This is a genomic window from Flavobacterium esculini (assembly GCF_048284325.1).
In the GTDB taxonomy this organism is placed as follows: domain Bacteria; phylum Bacteroidota; class Bacteroidia; order Flavobacteriales; family Flavobacteriaceae; genus Flavobacterium.
In genome coordinates, this window is the sequence record NZ_JBLVPI010000018.1 from 1 (window position 1) to 14,612 (window position 14,612).

General features: G+C 33.3%; 13 protein-coding genes, 1 tRNA gene and 1 pseudogene. 7 read left to right on the forward strand and 8 right to left on the reverse strand.

All coding sequences use genetic code 11. From position 1 onward, the window contains the following. The first annotated feature begins 157 nt into the window (after positions 1 to 157). Positions 158 to 298, forward strand: a complete 141-nt coding sequence (locus tag ACNQGG_RS14575) for an SsrA-binding protein (RefSeq protein WP_417965149.1) — start codon at positions 158 to 160, stop codon at positions 296 to 298. Here ACNQGG_RS14575 and ACNQGG_RS14580 read toward each other — a convergent pair. Continuing rightward, positions 295 to 805, reverse strand: a pseudogene (locus ACNQGG_RS14580) (adenine phosphoribosyltransferase). The gene ACNQGG_RS14575 and the pseudogene ACNQGG_RS14580 sit on opposite strands and share 4 nt — an antisense overlap. A gap of 102 nt (positions 806 to 907) precedes the next feature. Here ACNQGG_RS14580 and ACNQGG_RS14585 point away from each other — a divergent pair. Further along, positions 908 to 981, forward strand: a tRNA-Arg gene (locus ACNQGG_RS14585). A gap of 116 nt (positions 982 to 1,097) precedes the next feature. Here the strand turns inward: ACNQGG_RS14585 and ACNQGG_RS14590 are convergent. Next, complete coding sequence (locus tag ACNQGG_RS14590; protein ID WP_417965151.1) at positions 1,098 to 2,126, reverse strand: rod shape-determining protein; 1,029 nt, start codon at positions 2,124 to 2,126, stop codon at positions 1,098 to 1,100. 393 nt (positions 2,127 to 2,519) lie between these two features. Here ACNQGG_RS14590 and ACNQGG_RS14595 point away from each other — a divergent pair, with 393 nt between their 5' ends. From ACNQGG_RS14595 to ACNQGG_RS14605, 3 genes are all read left to right on the forward strand, one after another. After that, positions 2,520 to 4,610 carry a TonB-dependent receptor family protein gene (locus ACNQGG_RS14595; protein WP_417965153.1) on the forward strand — a complete coding sequence of 697 codons (2,091 nt, stop codon included), beginning with the start codon at positions 2,520 to 2,522 and terminating at the stop codon, positions 4,608 to 4,610. 122 nt (positions 4,611 to 4,732) lie between these two features. Next, positions 4,733 to 5,167 carry a DUF6526 family protein gene (locus ACNQGG_RS14600; RefSeq protein ID WP_417965155.1) on the forward strand — a complete coding sequence of 145 codons (435 nt, stop codon included), beginning with the start codon at positions 4,733 to 4,735 and terminating at the stop codon, positions 5,165 to 5,167. 103 nt (positions 5,168 to 5,270) lie between these two features. Continuing rightward, complete coding sequence (locus tag ACNQGG_RS14605; RefSeq protein WP_417965156.1) at positions 5,271 to 5,840, forward strand: pentapeptide repeat-containing protein; 570 nt, start codon at positions 5,271 to 5,273, stop codon at positions 5,838 to 5,840. A gap of 107 nt (positions 5,841 to 5,947) precedes the next feature. On the opposite strand, the gene ACNQGG_RS14610 is transcribed toward ACNQGG_RS14605, so the two are convergent. The 6 genes from ACNQGG_RS14610 to glyA all read right to left on the reverse strand — a co-directional run bounded on the left by ACNQGG_RS14610 (position 5,948) and on the right by glyA (position 11,522). Next, positions 5,948 to 6,331 (reverse strand): GNAT family N-acetyltransferase, encoded by a 384-nt coding sequence (locus ACNQGG_RS14610; protein ID WP_417965158.1) that lies wholly within the window; start codon positions 6,329 to 6,331, stop codon positions 5,948 to 5,950. Positions 6,332 to 6,464: 133 nt separating this feature from the next. After that, the gene (locus ACNQGG_RS14615) at positions 6,465 to 8,261 is read right to left on the reverse strand and encodes an ATP-binding protein (protein WP_417965160.1); all 1,797 of its coding nucleotides are present in this window, start codon (positions 8,259 to 8,261) and stop codon (positions 6,465 to 6,467) included. Positions 8,262 to 8,273: 12 nt separating this feature from the next. Next, the gene (locus ACNQGG_RS14620; protein ID WP_231557114.1) at positions 8,274 to 8,726 is read right to left on the reverse strand and encodes a response regulator; all 453 of its coding nucleotides are present in this window, start codon (positions 8,724 to 8,726) and stop codon (positions 8,274 to 8,276) included. A 30-nt stretch (positions 8,727 to 8,756) separates the two neighbouring features. Continuing rightward, entirely contained in the window at positions 8,757 to 9,317 is a 561-nt protein-coding gene (locus ACNQGG_RS14625; protein ID WP_416858317.1) for a helix-turn-helix domain-containing protein, read from the reverse strand. 194 nt (positions 9,318 to 9,511) lie between these two features. Further along, a complete protein-coding gene (locus ACNQGG_RS14630; RefSeq protein WP_416858318.1) occupies positions 9,512 to 10,105 on the reverse strand; it encodes a MiaE family protein in 594 nt (197 codons plus the stop codon). 142 nt (positions 10,106 to 10,247) lie between these two features. After that, on the reverse strand, positions 10,248 to 11,522 hold the full coding sequence (gene glyA / locus ACNQGG_RS14635) for a serine hydroxymethyltransferase (protein WP_416851300.1): 1,275 nt from the start codon (positions 11,520 to 11,522) through the stop codon (positions 10,248 to 10,250). A gap of 108 nt (positions 11,523 to 11,630) precedes the next feature. Between glyA and fahA the strand changes: the two genes are divergently transcribed. Both fahA and ACNQGG_RS14645 read left to right on the forward strand, forming a co-directional pair. Beyond that, positions 11,631 to 12,914: a fumarylacetoacetase gene (gene fahA, locus ACNQGG_RS14640; RefSeq protein WP_417965163.1), complete on the forward strand. Its 1,284-nt coding sequence runs from the start codon at positions 11,631 to 11,633 to the stop codon at positions 12,912 to 12,914. A 132-nt stretch (positions 12,915 to 13,046) separates the two neighbouring features. After that, positions 13,047 to 14,231, forward strand: coding sequence for a hypothetical protein (locus tag ACNQGG_RS14645; protein ID WP_416858321.1), 1,185 nt, complete (start codon positions 13,047 to 13,049; stop codon positions 14,229 to 14,231). Positions 14,232 to 14,612: the final 381 nt, after the last annotated feature.

Consider the following 14,612-nt stretch of genomic DNA (forward strand, 5'->3'; position numbering starts at 1 on the left):
GATTGACGATTTTTTAAAACTTCATTTACACAGCGAAGTTTAAATTCATAATTGTAACTGACTTTTCTTTCCATAAAAATACCCCCAGATAATGTCTAATTATTTGGGGGCAGTTCAATTAAGACCGTCTTTTTTATATCTTTGAAAAAAATCATTTATGTTTAAAATTTTAGCTCAAATTAACAAAGTCATCCTTCCAAGTTTCACCAAACAGCGATTGGATTTGGCGAAAGCCAAGAAATGGCAAATAGCAATTATTGGGTATAGATATTATGTAACAACCCGCGCTTTAGATTAGTATGTTATTACTGCAAAAATGTCATTCCCTTTAATTTTTGCTCTTCCATTAAGAAAAGCCAATTCCATCAAGAAATTGCATTGTACAATTTCACTACCCAATCTTTCTACCAATTCGTATACCGCTTTTGCCGTTCCTCCGGTTGCCAAAACATCGTCGTGAATTAAAATTCGGTCACCTTTTTGAATCGCGTCAACATGAATTCCTAAAGTATCCGTTTCATATTCTAAATCATAGGTTGCTGAAATGGATTCGTAAGGCTGCTTGTTAGGCTTTCGAACTGGAATAAAACCAACATTTAATTCTTGTGCGATTAACATTCCAAGAAAAAACCTCGACTCTCAACCCCATTACCTTGTCTATTTTTTTATTTTTAAGTGATGAAACCAATATTTCAAGGCATTTATTCCTTACTTCTGGGTCAATTAGTAAAGGAGTAATGTCTTTAAACAAAATTCCTTCTTTTGGAAAACCCTGAATATCACGTATGTAATTATTAAGTGGCATATTTTTTTATTTTTTTATAAATTTAGACTTGCAAATTACACAATTATCCCTATATTTGCACCCGCAATAAGGCGCTTTTATAAACGCTCAAATAGCAAAAAAGGCCTTGTGGCGCAACTGAATAGCGCACTTGATTACGGCTCAAGAGGTTACTGGTTTGAATCCAGTCAAGGTCACAAAACTAAAATCCCATTTCTAACGAAATGGGATTTTTTTATGTCTTTTTAAGTATATTTAACAATCTTTGGTTGAATCAGTGCAAAAGCTCAATTGTACAGATGTAAAAACGAACTTATTTTATCAGTACTCTTTTATATTTAGGTATATCCTTTAAGACAATACCAGTACCTCTAACCACGGCTTTTAAAGGATCTTCTGCAATATAAACCGGCAAATCCGTCTTCTGCGAAATCCTTTTATCAAGACCGCGTAGCATTGCCCCTCCCCCTGCGAGATACAAGCCCGTATTATAAATGTCAGCAGCCAGTTCTGGTGGTGTCAATGAAAGCGTTACCATAATCGCATCTTCAATTCTCTGTATGGATTTATCCAAAGCTCTTGCAATTTCCCTAAAGGTAACTCTGATCTCCTTAGGTTTTCCGGTAAGCAAATCCCTTCCACGAACCGTTATATCATCAGGAGCCTCCTCAAGTTCTTCCATTGCAGCGCCAACATCAATTTTTATTCTCTCAGCAGAAGCGTCTCCAACATACAAATTATGCTGCGTTCTCATATAAAACAATATATCATTGGTAAAAACATCCCCAGCAATTTTTATGGATTTGTCACAAACTATTCCTCCAAGGGCAATAACCGCGATTTCCGTAGTCCCTCCTCCAATATCAACGACGATAATTCCCTTGGGCTCCATCACATCTAAACCCATTCCAATAGCGGCAGCCATAGGCTCATGAATTAAATAAACTTCTTTCCCGTTTACCCGTTCACAAGACTCCTTTACGGCTCTCATTTCTACCTCCGTAATACCACTGGGAATACATACAACCATTCGCAGTGCGGGAGTAAAGAAATTTTTCTTTATTTCAGGTATATTTTTTATAAACCAGCTGATCATTTTCTCTGAGGCATCAAAATCTGCAATAACCCCGTCTTTAAGTGGTCGGATTGTTTTAATATTCTCGTGTGTCTTCCCCTGCATTAAACTGGCCTCTTTACCTACCGCAATAATTTTCCCATTTCTAATATCCCTGGCTACCATAGAAGGACTATCCACTACTATTTTTCCGTCATAAATTATTAAAGTATTAGCCGTCCCTAAATCCATAGCTATTTCCACTATCATAAAATCAAATAAGCCCATAATATAGTTTTGCTTTTAAGAACGCTATTGTTGCAGTTTTATTCTCTACAAAGTTAAAAACTCCTCGAAGGGGATAGATGAAACCTCAACAAAAAACCCAGAGTGGTGTGCTATTCAGGTACGCTCAGCACGTAAAAATTGCCCTCTGAAGGATGGTACTTTTTAACTTGTTATTCCTTTTCAGAGATAACCTATTTGAGCAGAGATGACGTAAAGACCAAAACTAGCCAAAAAATAGTTTGAAAATTGCCCCATCAAAATCACGAAAGCAAACGCAATTATTATACTATTTCATAATTGCGTTTTTTATTTTAGCCCAATATTATCTTTCATTAATTTAAAAGTAAACAGTAAATTTGTAAAATTTTTATTTTCTTATAAATTCACAAAGCATTGAACAAAAATACTTCTTACCTTATTTCTTTTTTATTATTATTTATTTGTGCTACTCCTATTTTGAGTCAGGTACAAAAAGACACCACAGCACTTTCTGAAATTATTCTTCAGGCCTCACCTATTAAGACTTCGATTCAAAATACTGCGGCATCTGTATCGTTTATTGGGAAAAAAGACCTCAATAAAAGTGATGGTGTGATACTCACCTCTGTTTTAAATAAAATTCCGGGAGTCTATATGCAACAAGGATCTTTGAATACCAATAGAATTACGATTCGGGGAATTGGAGCTCGTTCGCAATATGGAACCAATAAAGTAAAGGCCTATTTTGAGGATGTGCCATTAACCAGTGGCGAAGGCGAAACGGTAATTGAGGATATTGACATCGAATCCATAGGAAGTATCGAAATAATTAAAGGTCCTAATTCCACTAGCTTTGGTTCCGGATTAGGCGGTGTGATTCATTTGTTTGCACGAGAAACTCCTTTTCGGGAATCCTTTGGAAAATCGGTAACCACATACGGTAGTTTTGGATTGGTAAAACAAAGTCTTTCAGAGGGCTATAGCGATGCCAAATCAAATCTGTTTTCCAGTTATACGCATCTACAAAGTGAAGGCTTTAGAGCTAATAGTGCCTACGATCGAAAATCATTTAACGTACATGGGAAACAAAAAATAACTGCAAAAGGTAGTTTGTCTTATTTAGGGATTTTCACCCGTCTAAAAGCTTTTATCCCCAGTTCAATAAATGAGAGCGATTTTACAAATCATCCCGAAAAAGCTGCAACTACTTGGGCTGCGGCCAAAGGAAATGAATCCTCTGATAAATTCCTGATCGGAATTGGATACAACCATCAATTTTCTAAAAAATGGTCTGCAAAAATGAGTGTTTTTGCCAATTTAAAAAAGGCAAATGAAGACAGACCTTTTGATATTTTAGAAGAAAAAACAAACTCCTTAGGATTTCGGTCTGTAATAAATTACAAAGCCATTTTATTTTCTCTGCCCTTGGAAGCAAGCCTTGGAACAGAATTCTTATCTGAAAAATATGATTTTTCTCTTTTCAAAAATTTATACTTATCACAACCCGGTCAAGGAAGCATTACTGGAGCGAAATTCAGTGCTATAAACCAGAAACGGAATTACGTTAATTATTTTTTACAAATAGAATTGCAACTCTCAAAAGAGCTGCTTTTAGAAAGCGGGTTGGCATTGAATACAACCAAGTATTCTTTAGAAGATGTTTTTAAACACAACACGGTAAATCAAGAACCACCTTATACTTTTGGAAATGTTTTGTCTCCTAGAATTGGACTTTCGTATAAAGTAACTGAAGGTAGAAACCTATATTCTTCCATTAGCAAAGGATTCTCAGTACCTTCAGTTGCCGAAACATTGACTCCCGAAGGACAAATCAATACCAGTTTAAAACCAGAACTGGGATGGAATTATGAATTGGGATTCAAAGGAAATTGGTTGGGCAATACATTATATACTGAAATTGCACTTTACAGTACACAAATCACAAACTTATTGGTGGCCAGACGCACAGCCGAAGACCAGTATGTGGGGATTAATGCGGGAGAGAGCTCCCATGTTGGAATTGAATTTTCTGTGAATTATATGCTTCTAAAAACGTCCAAATGGCAAGTTAGTCCCTATTTTTCGGGAACGATTAACAATTTTAAATTTAAGGATTTTGTAGATGGAAACGCAGATTATTCGGGTAACAAACTAACAGGCGTTCCTAATGTGCAATGGAATTTAGGCGTGGATTTGAGTACAGAAAGCGGTTTTAGTTTGAATACGTCTTTTAGAAGTGTGGGTAAAATTCCAATGAACGATACAAATTCAAAATATAGTGATGGTTATAAACTATTGGATATTAAAGCGGCTTATACTTTTAAAATACAAAAATTCCTAAAAGCAGAATTGAGTACTGGAATTAATAATGCAACGAATACCCATTATGCGGCTAGCATTTTACCCAATGCCGTTGGTTTCGGAAGCGTACCTCCAAGGTATTATTACCCCGGAAATCCTAAAAATTTTTATGGTGGAGTTGCTGTATCCTATGTTTTATTATAGACATATCTTAAAGTATTTACGAAATTCAAAACTTATATAATTTTGGTATTCTGGCAATTAAAAATCCCGTTTGCTTTCAAATAAGTTGTTTTGACTATCTTTAAAAAACTTTAAATAAAATCATGAAAACACAATCTTATAAAAATCATATTCGGTATTACCCACCCCATCATTTTGCTTATTATCCAATTATAATAACATTTTTGGTCTTCAGCGTGTATTTTACTTGCACCTGCGAAGATAAATTGATTTGGGCTTTTATCAGTGTTATTTTTGTTGTTCTGTTTTGTCTGGCTTTCATGTTGCGCCAACATTATGCATTGACTTTGCAAAACCGAATTGTACGATTAGAGCTTCGGTACCGCTATTTTTCTATTACAGGTAAAAGATTGGAGGATTTTGAACACCAATTAAATGACGACCAATTGTTTGCCTTGCGATTTGCGCCAGATAAAGAACTTCCTACTCTCATAGAAAGAACGTTGAATGAAAATCTTTCGGGTGCAACAATAAAAAAAGCGATTATTAATTGGAAAGCGGATTTGGACAGAGTTTAAAATTTAAAAAATAATTATTTCAAATTCTGAATTGTATAGCTATAGAATTTTGTTTCTTTGCTGGGCAAAATAATTACCTTAAACCTGAATTTAAAAGCCATAAATGCCGGAATATTTTTTAGACATTGAATACAATAACATCATTTATAGCGAAGAAGAAGTCAATTTTAAGGAATTTGAGTGTTGTACTTTTACGAATTGTAATTTCTCCCAATGTATATTTCTGGCGGTAACTTTTATTGACTGCACTTTCAACGATTGTACTTTTAGCAATGCAAAAATCAATTATGTCGCCTTTAGAACCGTGACTTTCAATCGTTGTGAAATCAAAGAAGTAAATTTTTCCATGTGCGATAAATTAATTTTCGAAATTGCTTTTACCGATTGTATTTTGGATTTTTCCAAGTTTTACACCTTAAAAATCAAGGGAACATCCTTTACCAATTGCAGTTTGATTGCAGTAGATTTTATGGCTACTGATTTGACCGAGGTCATTTTTGAAAATTGCGATTTATACCGTTCTGAATTTGCAAAAGCAATTGCCAATAAAGCTAATTTCAAGACCAGTTACAACTACACTATCGATCCAAAAGTAACAAAGTTAAAAAAAGCAACCTTTGCTTTAGAAGGATTAAAAGGATTGCTTTACAAACATGATATTGTCTTAATATAATTATTTATACCAGAATGATATCTACAACCACGAATACACCTAAGAAATTGAGCTGTCCAATTATTATAAAATGCTTAATAATAAACATGAGTGATATGCAGTGATAATTACAAGTCTTTTTGCATAATATAATCTTCCATCAAATAGCCATTGCCAATTTCAGTATCATACTCATCTACGATTTCAAAACCTATTTTTTGATAAAAGGAAGATGCTTTATTAAATTTATTTACATTTAATGAAATAGCAACAGAATGATTTTCTTTTGCCAAATTTTCGATGGTATCAATCAATAATTTTCCTGCTCCTTTTCCTTGTGCTTCAGGAAGTAAATAGATTTTATGCAGGCGGGTAACATTTTTGTTTAAGTAATTGTGCTCATAAGAAGCAAAACCAAGGCAAACAGCTCCATCAAAAGCCAATAAAAAGAAATGTGCTTTATTGGTTATGTTATCAATCAAAACAGCTGAGGAATACCATAAATTAAGCATGAAATCGATTTACTCTTGTGAAAGTATCGGGCCATATGTATCGGGCCAAGATTTATAAGCAATTTCCTGAATTATATTTAAGTCAGCTATTGAAGCTTCTTTTATTGTAATCATTGTAGTTTATTTATCGAAATTAAAGTAAATTTCCCTTGGGAATAAAAACATAGAATGTAGCCCCTGTTCCAGGTTCTCCTTTTACTTTTATGAAACCTTTGTGGTTCTCTACAATTCTATTGCAAATGGCAAGGCCAAGACCAGTTCCCGTGTATTTAGGATCTGTTTCTAAACGTTTAAACAACAGAAATATTTTTTCGGCATACTCCTGTTTGAAACCAATTCCGTTATCTTCAATGGCAATTTTATAATAATCTGCTGCATTCGCTATTTTATAATCCTCTGCTTCTTTTTCAGTAATCTCTTTAGAAGTGATACTTATTTGAGGAGGCATATCGTCTTTACTGTATTTAAGAGAATTAGAAATTAAGTTTATAAAAAGCTGCTTCATCTGAAACGGGATCACTTTGATCGTTGGTAAATTTCCAATTTGAATGGTTGCTTTTTTCTCTTCTATATTAGAGGCTAAATCTTGAAGCGTTTCACCTACCACTTTATTTAAATCTGTTTCTACAAAAACTTTATCTCCTTTTATTGTTCTGGAATAATCTACTAAATCGATTAATAAGGTCTGCATTCTATTAGCCGTAACCCGAATTTTAGAAAAATAATCTTTTCCTTGTTGGGTAAGCAAATCCAATTCTTTTTCTTCTAATCTGGAAATAAACATTTGAATCTTACGAAGCGGTTCCTGCAAATCATGACTCACTATGTTATTGAAAGCTTCGAGTTCTTTATTGATATATTTGAGCTCTTTGTTATTTTCCTCTAATTCAAGTGTTTTTTTGTATTGGTTTGTAATATCACAATTCACACCTATTTTAATTAAATTTCCATTTACATCATTAGTAAAACTTCCTACACCCAAAATGTATTTCACCTCTCCTTTTGGAGTTAAAAATCTAAATATCATCGAAGTGGACTGGTGATTTATTAAAGAATCTTTATGCACTTTCGTTACATAATCTAAATCATCCGGATGGATATATTTAATTGTATTTTTTATATTGGGTTCAAATTCATTGGGTTCAACCCCCATTAGACGAAACAAATTATCTGAAAAAGTATAGATATTCGTTTCGAGATTAACCATCCAATGTCCAAAACCAGCAGTCATTTCAGCGGTATTATACGACTCATTAAGCAATTTTAATTTGTCATTTGCTTTTTTGAGCTCTTCAATATCCACATTCATTTTATTGAATGATAACAACAATATTAAAAGAGAAATTATAACCAATAAAAAGGCGGTTATAATGGAATCTCGTAATTCAAATTGATGATTGTCATTTTGAAATTTTGTTTTTGCACTTTCAGAAAAAATTATTTTAGTGACAAAAGATTTCATCCTATCGGTAACCTCACTACTTTCCAGTAGCTTAGCGTTTAAGTATAAAGGTCCTGAATTTTTACTTTTAGCAATAATTAATGTTTGTCGGAACAGCTTAAATCTGTAATCAATAATTTTTTTAAGTCCGTCAATATCCTTATTTCTGACTGGATTATTTGAAGTTAACTTCTTTAATTTATTTAAGTTTTCTTCAATTTTACCTCTGCTCAAAAACCGGTCTTCTATATACGATTCATCTTTTGTGATAATATAACTTCGCAAATTCGTTTCGTAACTACTGATTACGGATAACAATTTTTCTAATTCAAGTTGCGTTTCATTAGAATTTGCAATTAACTCAACCGTTGAATCAAGCTTTTTCATTTGGGAATAAAACATTGAGGCTATATAGCAAACCACAACAATTGCAATAGCTAAAGCTATCTTAAACACTTGTGCGTTTTTATATAGTCCTAGAATTTTCATTTACCCTCTTTTTTATATGCTGAAGAAAAAGGTTTCTATATTTAAGCCTGAGGTATGAAATTGCCAATTCATATTTACCACTTCCTTAATCACTTTTTTCAACATTGAAAAATCGTTTGGCTTTTTTATATAAATATTAGCGCCCTCTATAAACGTATCCTCAATATCTTTTTCGGATGAAGAAGTAGAATATATGGCAATAGAAACATCTTTAAAACGAATATTGGCTCTTATTTCTTTCAGACAATCTATTCCGGTTTTTCCTGGCATATTTAAATCGAGAAATAAAACATGCGGCAACCTAATATCAGGATGTACTAAATAATCCATTAGATCTTTACCATCTTTAAATAGAGTCAACTTATTATTCATTTTAAGCTCCTGTATAGCTTCACTAAAAAATGTGCGATCATCTTCATCATCGTCAGCTAAAAGAATATGCATTGAATCCTGGTGTGAAATCATAAAATATCGGGGGTTATTTTGTGTTTTTATTTATTCATTATTAGCTAACTCTCTTCTTTTACCTACAATTCTTTTAAACATGGAAGGTGTTAATCCTGTTACTTTTTTAAATTGAGTTGATAAATAAGCGACGCTGCTATAATTCAGTTCATGAGAAATCTCAGTTAAAGTGAGCTTCTCTTCAATTATTAATTTCTTTGCTCTTTCAATCTTTTGAATAATAATAAAATTCTCAATTGACGTATGCGTATATTCTGAAAAAACATTTGTAATATAACCATATCTAAAGTTCAATTTATCCGATAGATACTGAGATATTGTTATATTAGGAAATTTATCCTTTTCATAGACAATTTCAATTATTGCATCTTTAATTTTTTGAATTAATTGCCCTTTTGGGTTATCTATAATATGAATCGCATACTTCTTTAAACTGTCCTGAAGCGCTGTAAAGCTATCTTCTGAAACATCATCACCGATTTCAATTTGTCCTAGATCTAAAAGTTGATATTTAATATCTAATTTTTCTAATTGATCTTGCAATATCGCCCTGCAAGCAATATTTCCATCATAATTAAAATTGAGCTTCATAGCAATAAACAATCGTTAAAGTTAAAATTAAACGCTAAAAGTAAATCAAAAATTATTAATCCATAACAAATAATTTAATTTAAATGTTAAACATTGATTTCTTTAAAACACAAAAAACATAAAAACCTGATTATTAATACTCTTGAATGAATCAGGCGCATTTTAAATAAAAATCAAAAATACTACAATTAAAGTTATCCATGAATCGTTTCACTTTTACCGTAATTTGTTATAATATTTTCCTCAAATTCAAGCCATTCTTTCCAACGTTTTTCCACATCAATTCCTACTCCATATTTTCGGGCATAAGTTATAAAAGTAGTATAATGACCCGCTTCACTTTCCATCAAATCTCTATAGAAAACAGCTAATTCTTCGTCCTGGATATTTTCCGAAAGTACTTTGAAACGTTCACAACTTCTGGCTTCTATCATAGCTGAAAACAACAACCGTTCCACTAAACTTGAAACTCTACTTCCGTTTCCACTTTTTTTCATGTACAAATACAATTCATTGACATAATCATCTTTTCGTTCGCGTCCTAACTTCAAACCACGCTTGATGATAATGTTGTGTACCTGCTCAAAATGGTCAATTTCTTCTTTGGCCAAAGCCAATAAATCCTTCACTAAATCCTGGTGTTCCGAGTTGTTAGTGATAATTGTTATGGCATTTGTAGCAGCTTTTTGTTCGCACCAAGCATGATCCGTCAAGATTTCCTCGATATTTTTCTCTACAATATTCACCCATCTCGGATCGGTTGGCAATTTTAATCTTAGTACAGACATTACAAAATTTGTTTAAAGTTTGAAAAAATAAGGTTTAAAGTTTCATTAAAAATGAAAAAAGTTTAAAGTTCAAAATTTTGTGATACCTTTTCGAAACACAAAACTTTAAACTTTAAACCTTTAAACTTTAAACTTGAAAAAATTAATATACGAAAATAGCTCTTTCGCTCATCATTTCGTTTACTTCAGCAGCTACTGCTTCGATAACATCTTCGTTAGTATGATCCACTAACACTCTATCAATTAAAGCAACAATAGTTTCCATGTCTTCTTCAACCAGACCACGAGTGGTAATTGCTGCAGTTCCTACACGAATTCCTGAAGTTACAAATGGTGATTTATCATCAAATGGAACCATGTTTTTATTTACCGTAATTTCTGCTTTTACTAATGCGTTTTCAGCATCTTTTCCAGAAATATTTTTGTTTCTTAAATCAATCAACATCATGTGGTTATCTGTACCCCCAGAAATGATTTCATATCCTCTTTTTACAAAAGCATCCGCCATTGCGTTAGCATTTTTTTGCAATTGCAAAGCATAAGTAAAAAATTCATCATTCAATGCTTCACCAAATGCTACTGCTTTTGCAGCAATAATGTGCATTAATGGACCACCTTGATTTCCAGGAAAAACAGCTAAGTCTAATAATGAAGACATCATTCTGATTTCTCCTTTTGGAGTAGTTAAACCAAATGGGTTTTCGAAATCTTTACCCATTAAAATTAAACCTCCACGAGGACCACGTAATGTTTTGTGTGTTGTAGTCGTTACAATATGACAATGAGGCAATGGATCGTTCATCAATCCTTTTGCAATAAGACCTGCAGGATGAGAAATGTCAGCTAGTAAAATAGCACCAACACTATCAGCAATTACTCTGAAACGCTCAAAATCCATATCACGAGAATAAGCCGAAGCTCCTGCGATAATTAATTTTGGTTGTTCTTTTGTTGCAATTTCTTGAATTTTATCGTAATCTAATCTTCCTGTTTCCTTATCTACACCATAGAATGAAGGTGTGTATAAACGTCCTGAAAAGTTTACTGGAGAACCGTGCGTTAAGTGTCCACCATGTGACAAATCAAAACCTAAAATTTTATCTCCTGGTTTGATACAAGCGTGATAAACTGCAGTATTCGCTTGTGAACCAGAGTGTGGCTGCACATTTGCGTAAGCAGCACCAAATAATTCTTTGGCTCTATCAATAGCAATTTGTTCAATAACATCAACTACTTCGCAACCGCCGTAGTATCTTTTGCCAGGATATCCTTCTGCATATTTATTGGTTAAAACAGAACCAGCTGCTTCCATTACTTCGTCACTTACGAAGTTTTCCGAAGCGATAAGTTCTAATCCGTGTATTTGTCTTTCTTGTTCTTCTAGAATAAGGTCAAAAATTTGTTCGTCGCGTTGCATTTCTTTGATTTTCGTTAATATGTTGCAAAAATACAAAAAAACGTTTGGTTAATAGTTAGATTATAATATATTTGATGAGTAATTTTCAACAAAATAATTAACATCAATATGCCTATAACAGCCAACAATACTAAAAGAAAATCATGGTTAGAAGTAGCTCCAAACAGCGATTTTCCTATTCAAAACATTCCTTTTGGTGTTTTTCTTACTAAAGAAAACATAGTGACTGTAGGGACTAGAATTGGAGATTTCGCTATTGATTTGGGAGCTTTACAACAATTAAATTATTTTGAAGGTATTGAGCTGACGGATGATATGTTCATGCAAGATACCTTAAATGATTTTATTTCGGATGGCAAAAAAACATGGCGATTGGTTCGAAATCGTATCGCCGAAATTTTTGACGAAAAAAATCCAAAATTAAGAGATAACACAAAAGACAGAGATATTGTCATCTTCAAAATGGAAGATGTAGAAATGCAATTACCAGTACTAATAGGCGATTATACCGACTTCTATTCCAGTAAAGAGCACGCAACTAATGTAGGAAAAATGTTCCGCGACCCAGAAAACGCGTTATTACCCAACTGGCTTCACATCCCTGTAGGGTATCATGGAAGAAGTTCTACTATTGTTCCTTCTGGGATTCCAGTACACAGACCAATGGGACAAACGTTGCCAAATGGCGAAACTACACCCGTCTTTGGTCCTTCCCGTTCCGTCGATTTTGAACTGGAAACTGCTTTTATTACAACCGACGTCAATATTATGGGAGAAAATATTCCTATAAATGAAGCCGAAGATTATATTTTTGGAATGGTTTTATTGAATGACTGGAGCGCTCGCGATATTCAAAAATGGGAATATGTGCCACTTGGACCCTTCTTATCAAAAAACTTTGCCACTTCAATCTCTCCTTGGATAGTAACTATGGATGCGCTGGAACCATTTAGAACCAAAGGTCCAAAACAAGAGCCTACTCCGCTACCTTATTTACAACAAAAAGGAAAGCATTCTTTCGACATCAATTTAGAAGTGGCAATTCAACCTGAAAATGCCGAAGAAACAGTTGTTTCTCATTCTAATTTTAAATATATATACTGGTCAATGTGCCAACAGTTAGCGCATCATACCTCTAACGGTTGTCGCGTAAATTCGGGTGACATGATGGGATCAGGAACAATCTCAGGACCAACTGAAGATAGTTTTGGTTCCATGTTAGAATTAACTTGGGGAGGAAAAAATCCAATAAAAATGAATAACGGAACCGAACGTAAATTCATCAATGATAACGATACTGTAATCATGAAAGGATTTTGTCAAAATGGACAAGTTCGCATTGGTTTTGGCGAAGTTTCCAGTAAGTTGCTGCCTCCTTTTGTGAGACAATAAAAATTAACAATATACTTTTCAAAACCTAACATTTATTCTATTTTTGTTAGGTTTTTTTGTGGCATTATTTTTGAAATTTGAATATTAAAATAGGATTACAGCTTCAAATAAACAACTACTTACTTTTTGCTTATGAAAAAAATTACTCTTCTATTATTCCTGTTTGTATTTATCTCGTCTTGTGGCGTAAAGCAAACTCAAAACTTATTAAGCTCCGGAAATTACGATCCCGCAATTGACAATGCCATTTCTAATTTGCGAACCAATAAAGACAAAAAAGGAAAACAGGAATATGTTTATTTGCTGGAAGAGGCTTTCGCCAAAGCCAAAGAGCGTGATTTGAATGCGATAAACATATTGACAAAAGAGGCAAATCCGGCGCAATTGGAAAAAATGTACACCACCTACATACAATTGAATAACCGTCAGGAAAAAATCAAACCATTGCTTCCTTTAAAATTAATTAAAGAAGGCAGAAACGCCATTTTCCCGTTTGACAATTATAATGACCAAATTGTCGACAGCAAAAATGCCCTGTCAGCTTATTTGTATGCTAATGCAAAAAAGTTAATGCTCACTTCAGACAAGATGAATTTCCGCAAGGGGTATGATGATTTGGATTACTTGAATCAGATAAATCCAAATTACAAGAATGTTTTGCAACTTATGGATGAAGCCAAATTCAAAGGCTCTGATTATGTTTCAGTTTACACCAAAAATGAAACCAATATGATTATTCCGGCTCGTCTGCAAAATGATTTATTGGATTTTAGCACCTATGGATTAAATGATAAATGGACCGTTTATCACAGTAACAAACAAAGAGGAATTGATTATGATTATGGTATGATGATTAATTTTCGCCAAATTTATATTTCACCGGAGCAAATCAAAGAAAGAGAATTCGTAAAAGAACGCATCATAAAAGATGGGGTAAAAAAACTGATTGATGCGAATGGTAAAGAAGTTGTAGATGAAAAAGGAAAAGTCGTTATGGTTGATAATCTTAGAACCGTAAATGCCCGTATTTATGAATCGAGACAATTTAAATCCTGCCAAATTACCGCAAAAGTAGATTATGTAAACCTAAGAAACAATCAACTCCTACAGTCCTTTCCTGTGACAAGTGAGTTTACTTTCGAAAACATCTATTCAACCTATAAAGGAGACCGACGCGCATCTGATGATAATTATTACGCTAATTTTGATAAAAGAGCAGTCGCTTTTCCTAGCAGTGAACAAATGATTTATGACACGGGAGAAGATTTGAAGGCCAAATTAAAAGATATTATCAGTCGCAATAGATTTCGAAATTAATTGGTTAAATCAATACAAAAAGAACGACTCCCTGAAAATAAATTATTTCAGGGAGTTTTTAATTTACAGAAAACAAACATTGTATTAATTTTTTGTTACAAAAAACAAAACAACCCGTGTATTTAAAAAATAATTGTATTTTTGCACCCATGAATAATACAAGTATACATATAACTTCTATATCACGGACAAACAGACCTACGGCTTCTCCCGAAGTACGGATGCTATAATATAGTACCCACAACGTGTTTTGTTTTTGTTTTTTATTCATTTCTCATTTATACCGTTTTGAAATTATCCCAGTTAACCATTGGATTAATATATCCTAAAAAAACTATATTTTCTTGTTCATTAGCCCACACAACGCTATGTTCAGGATCA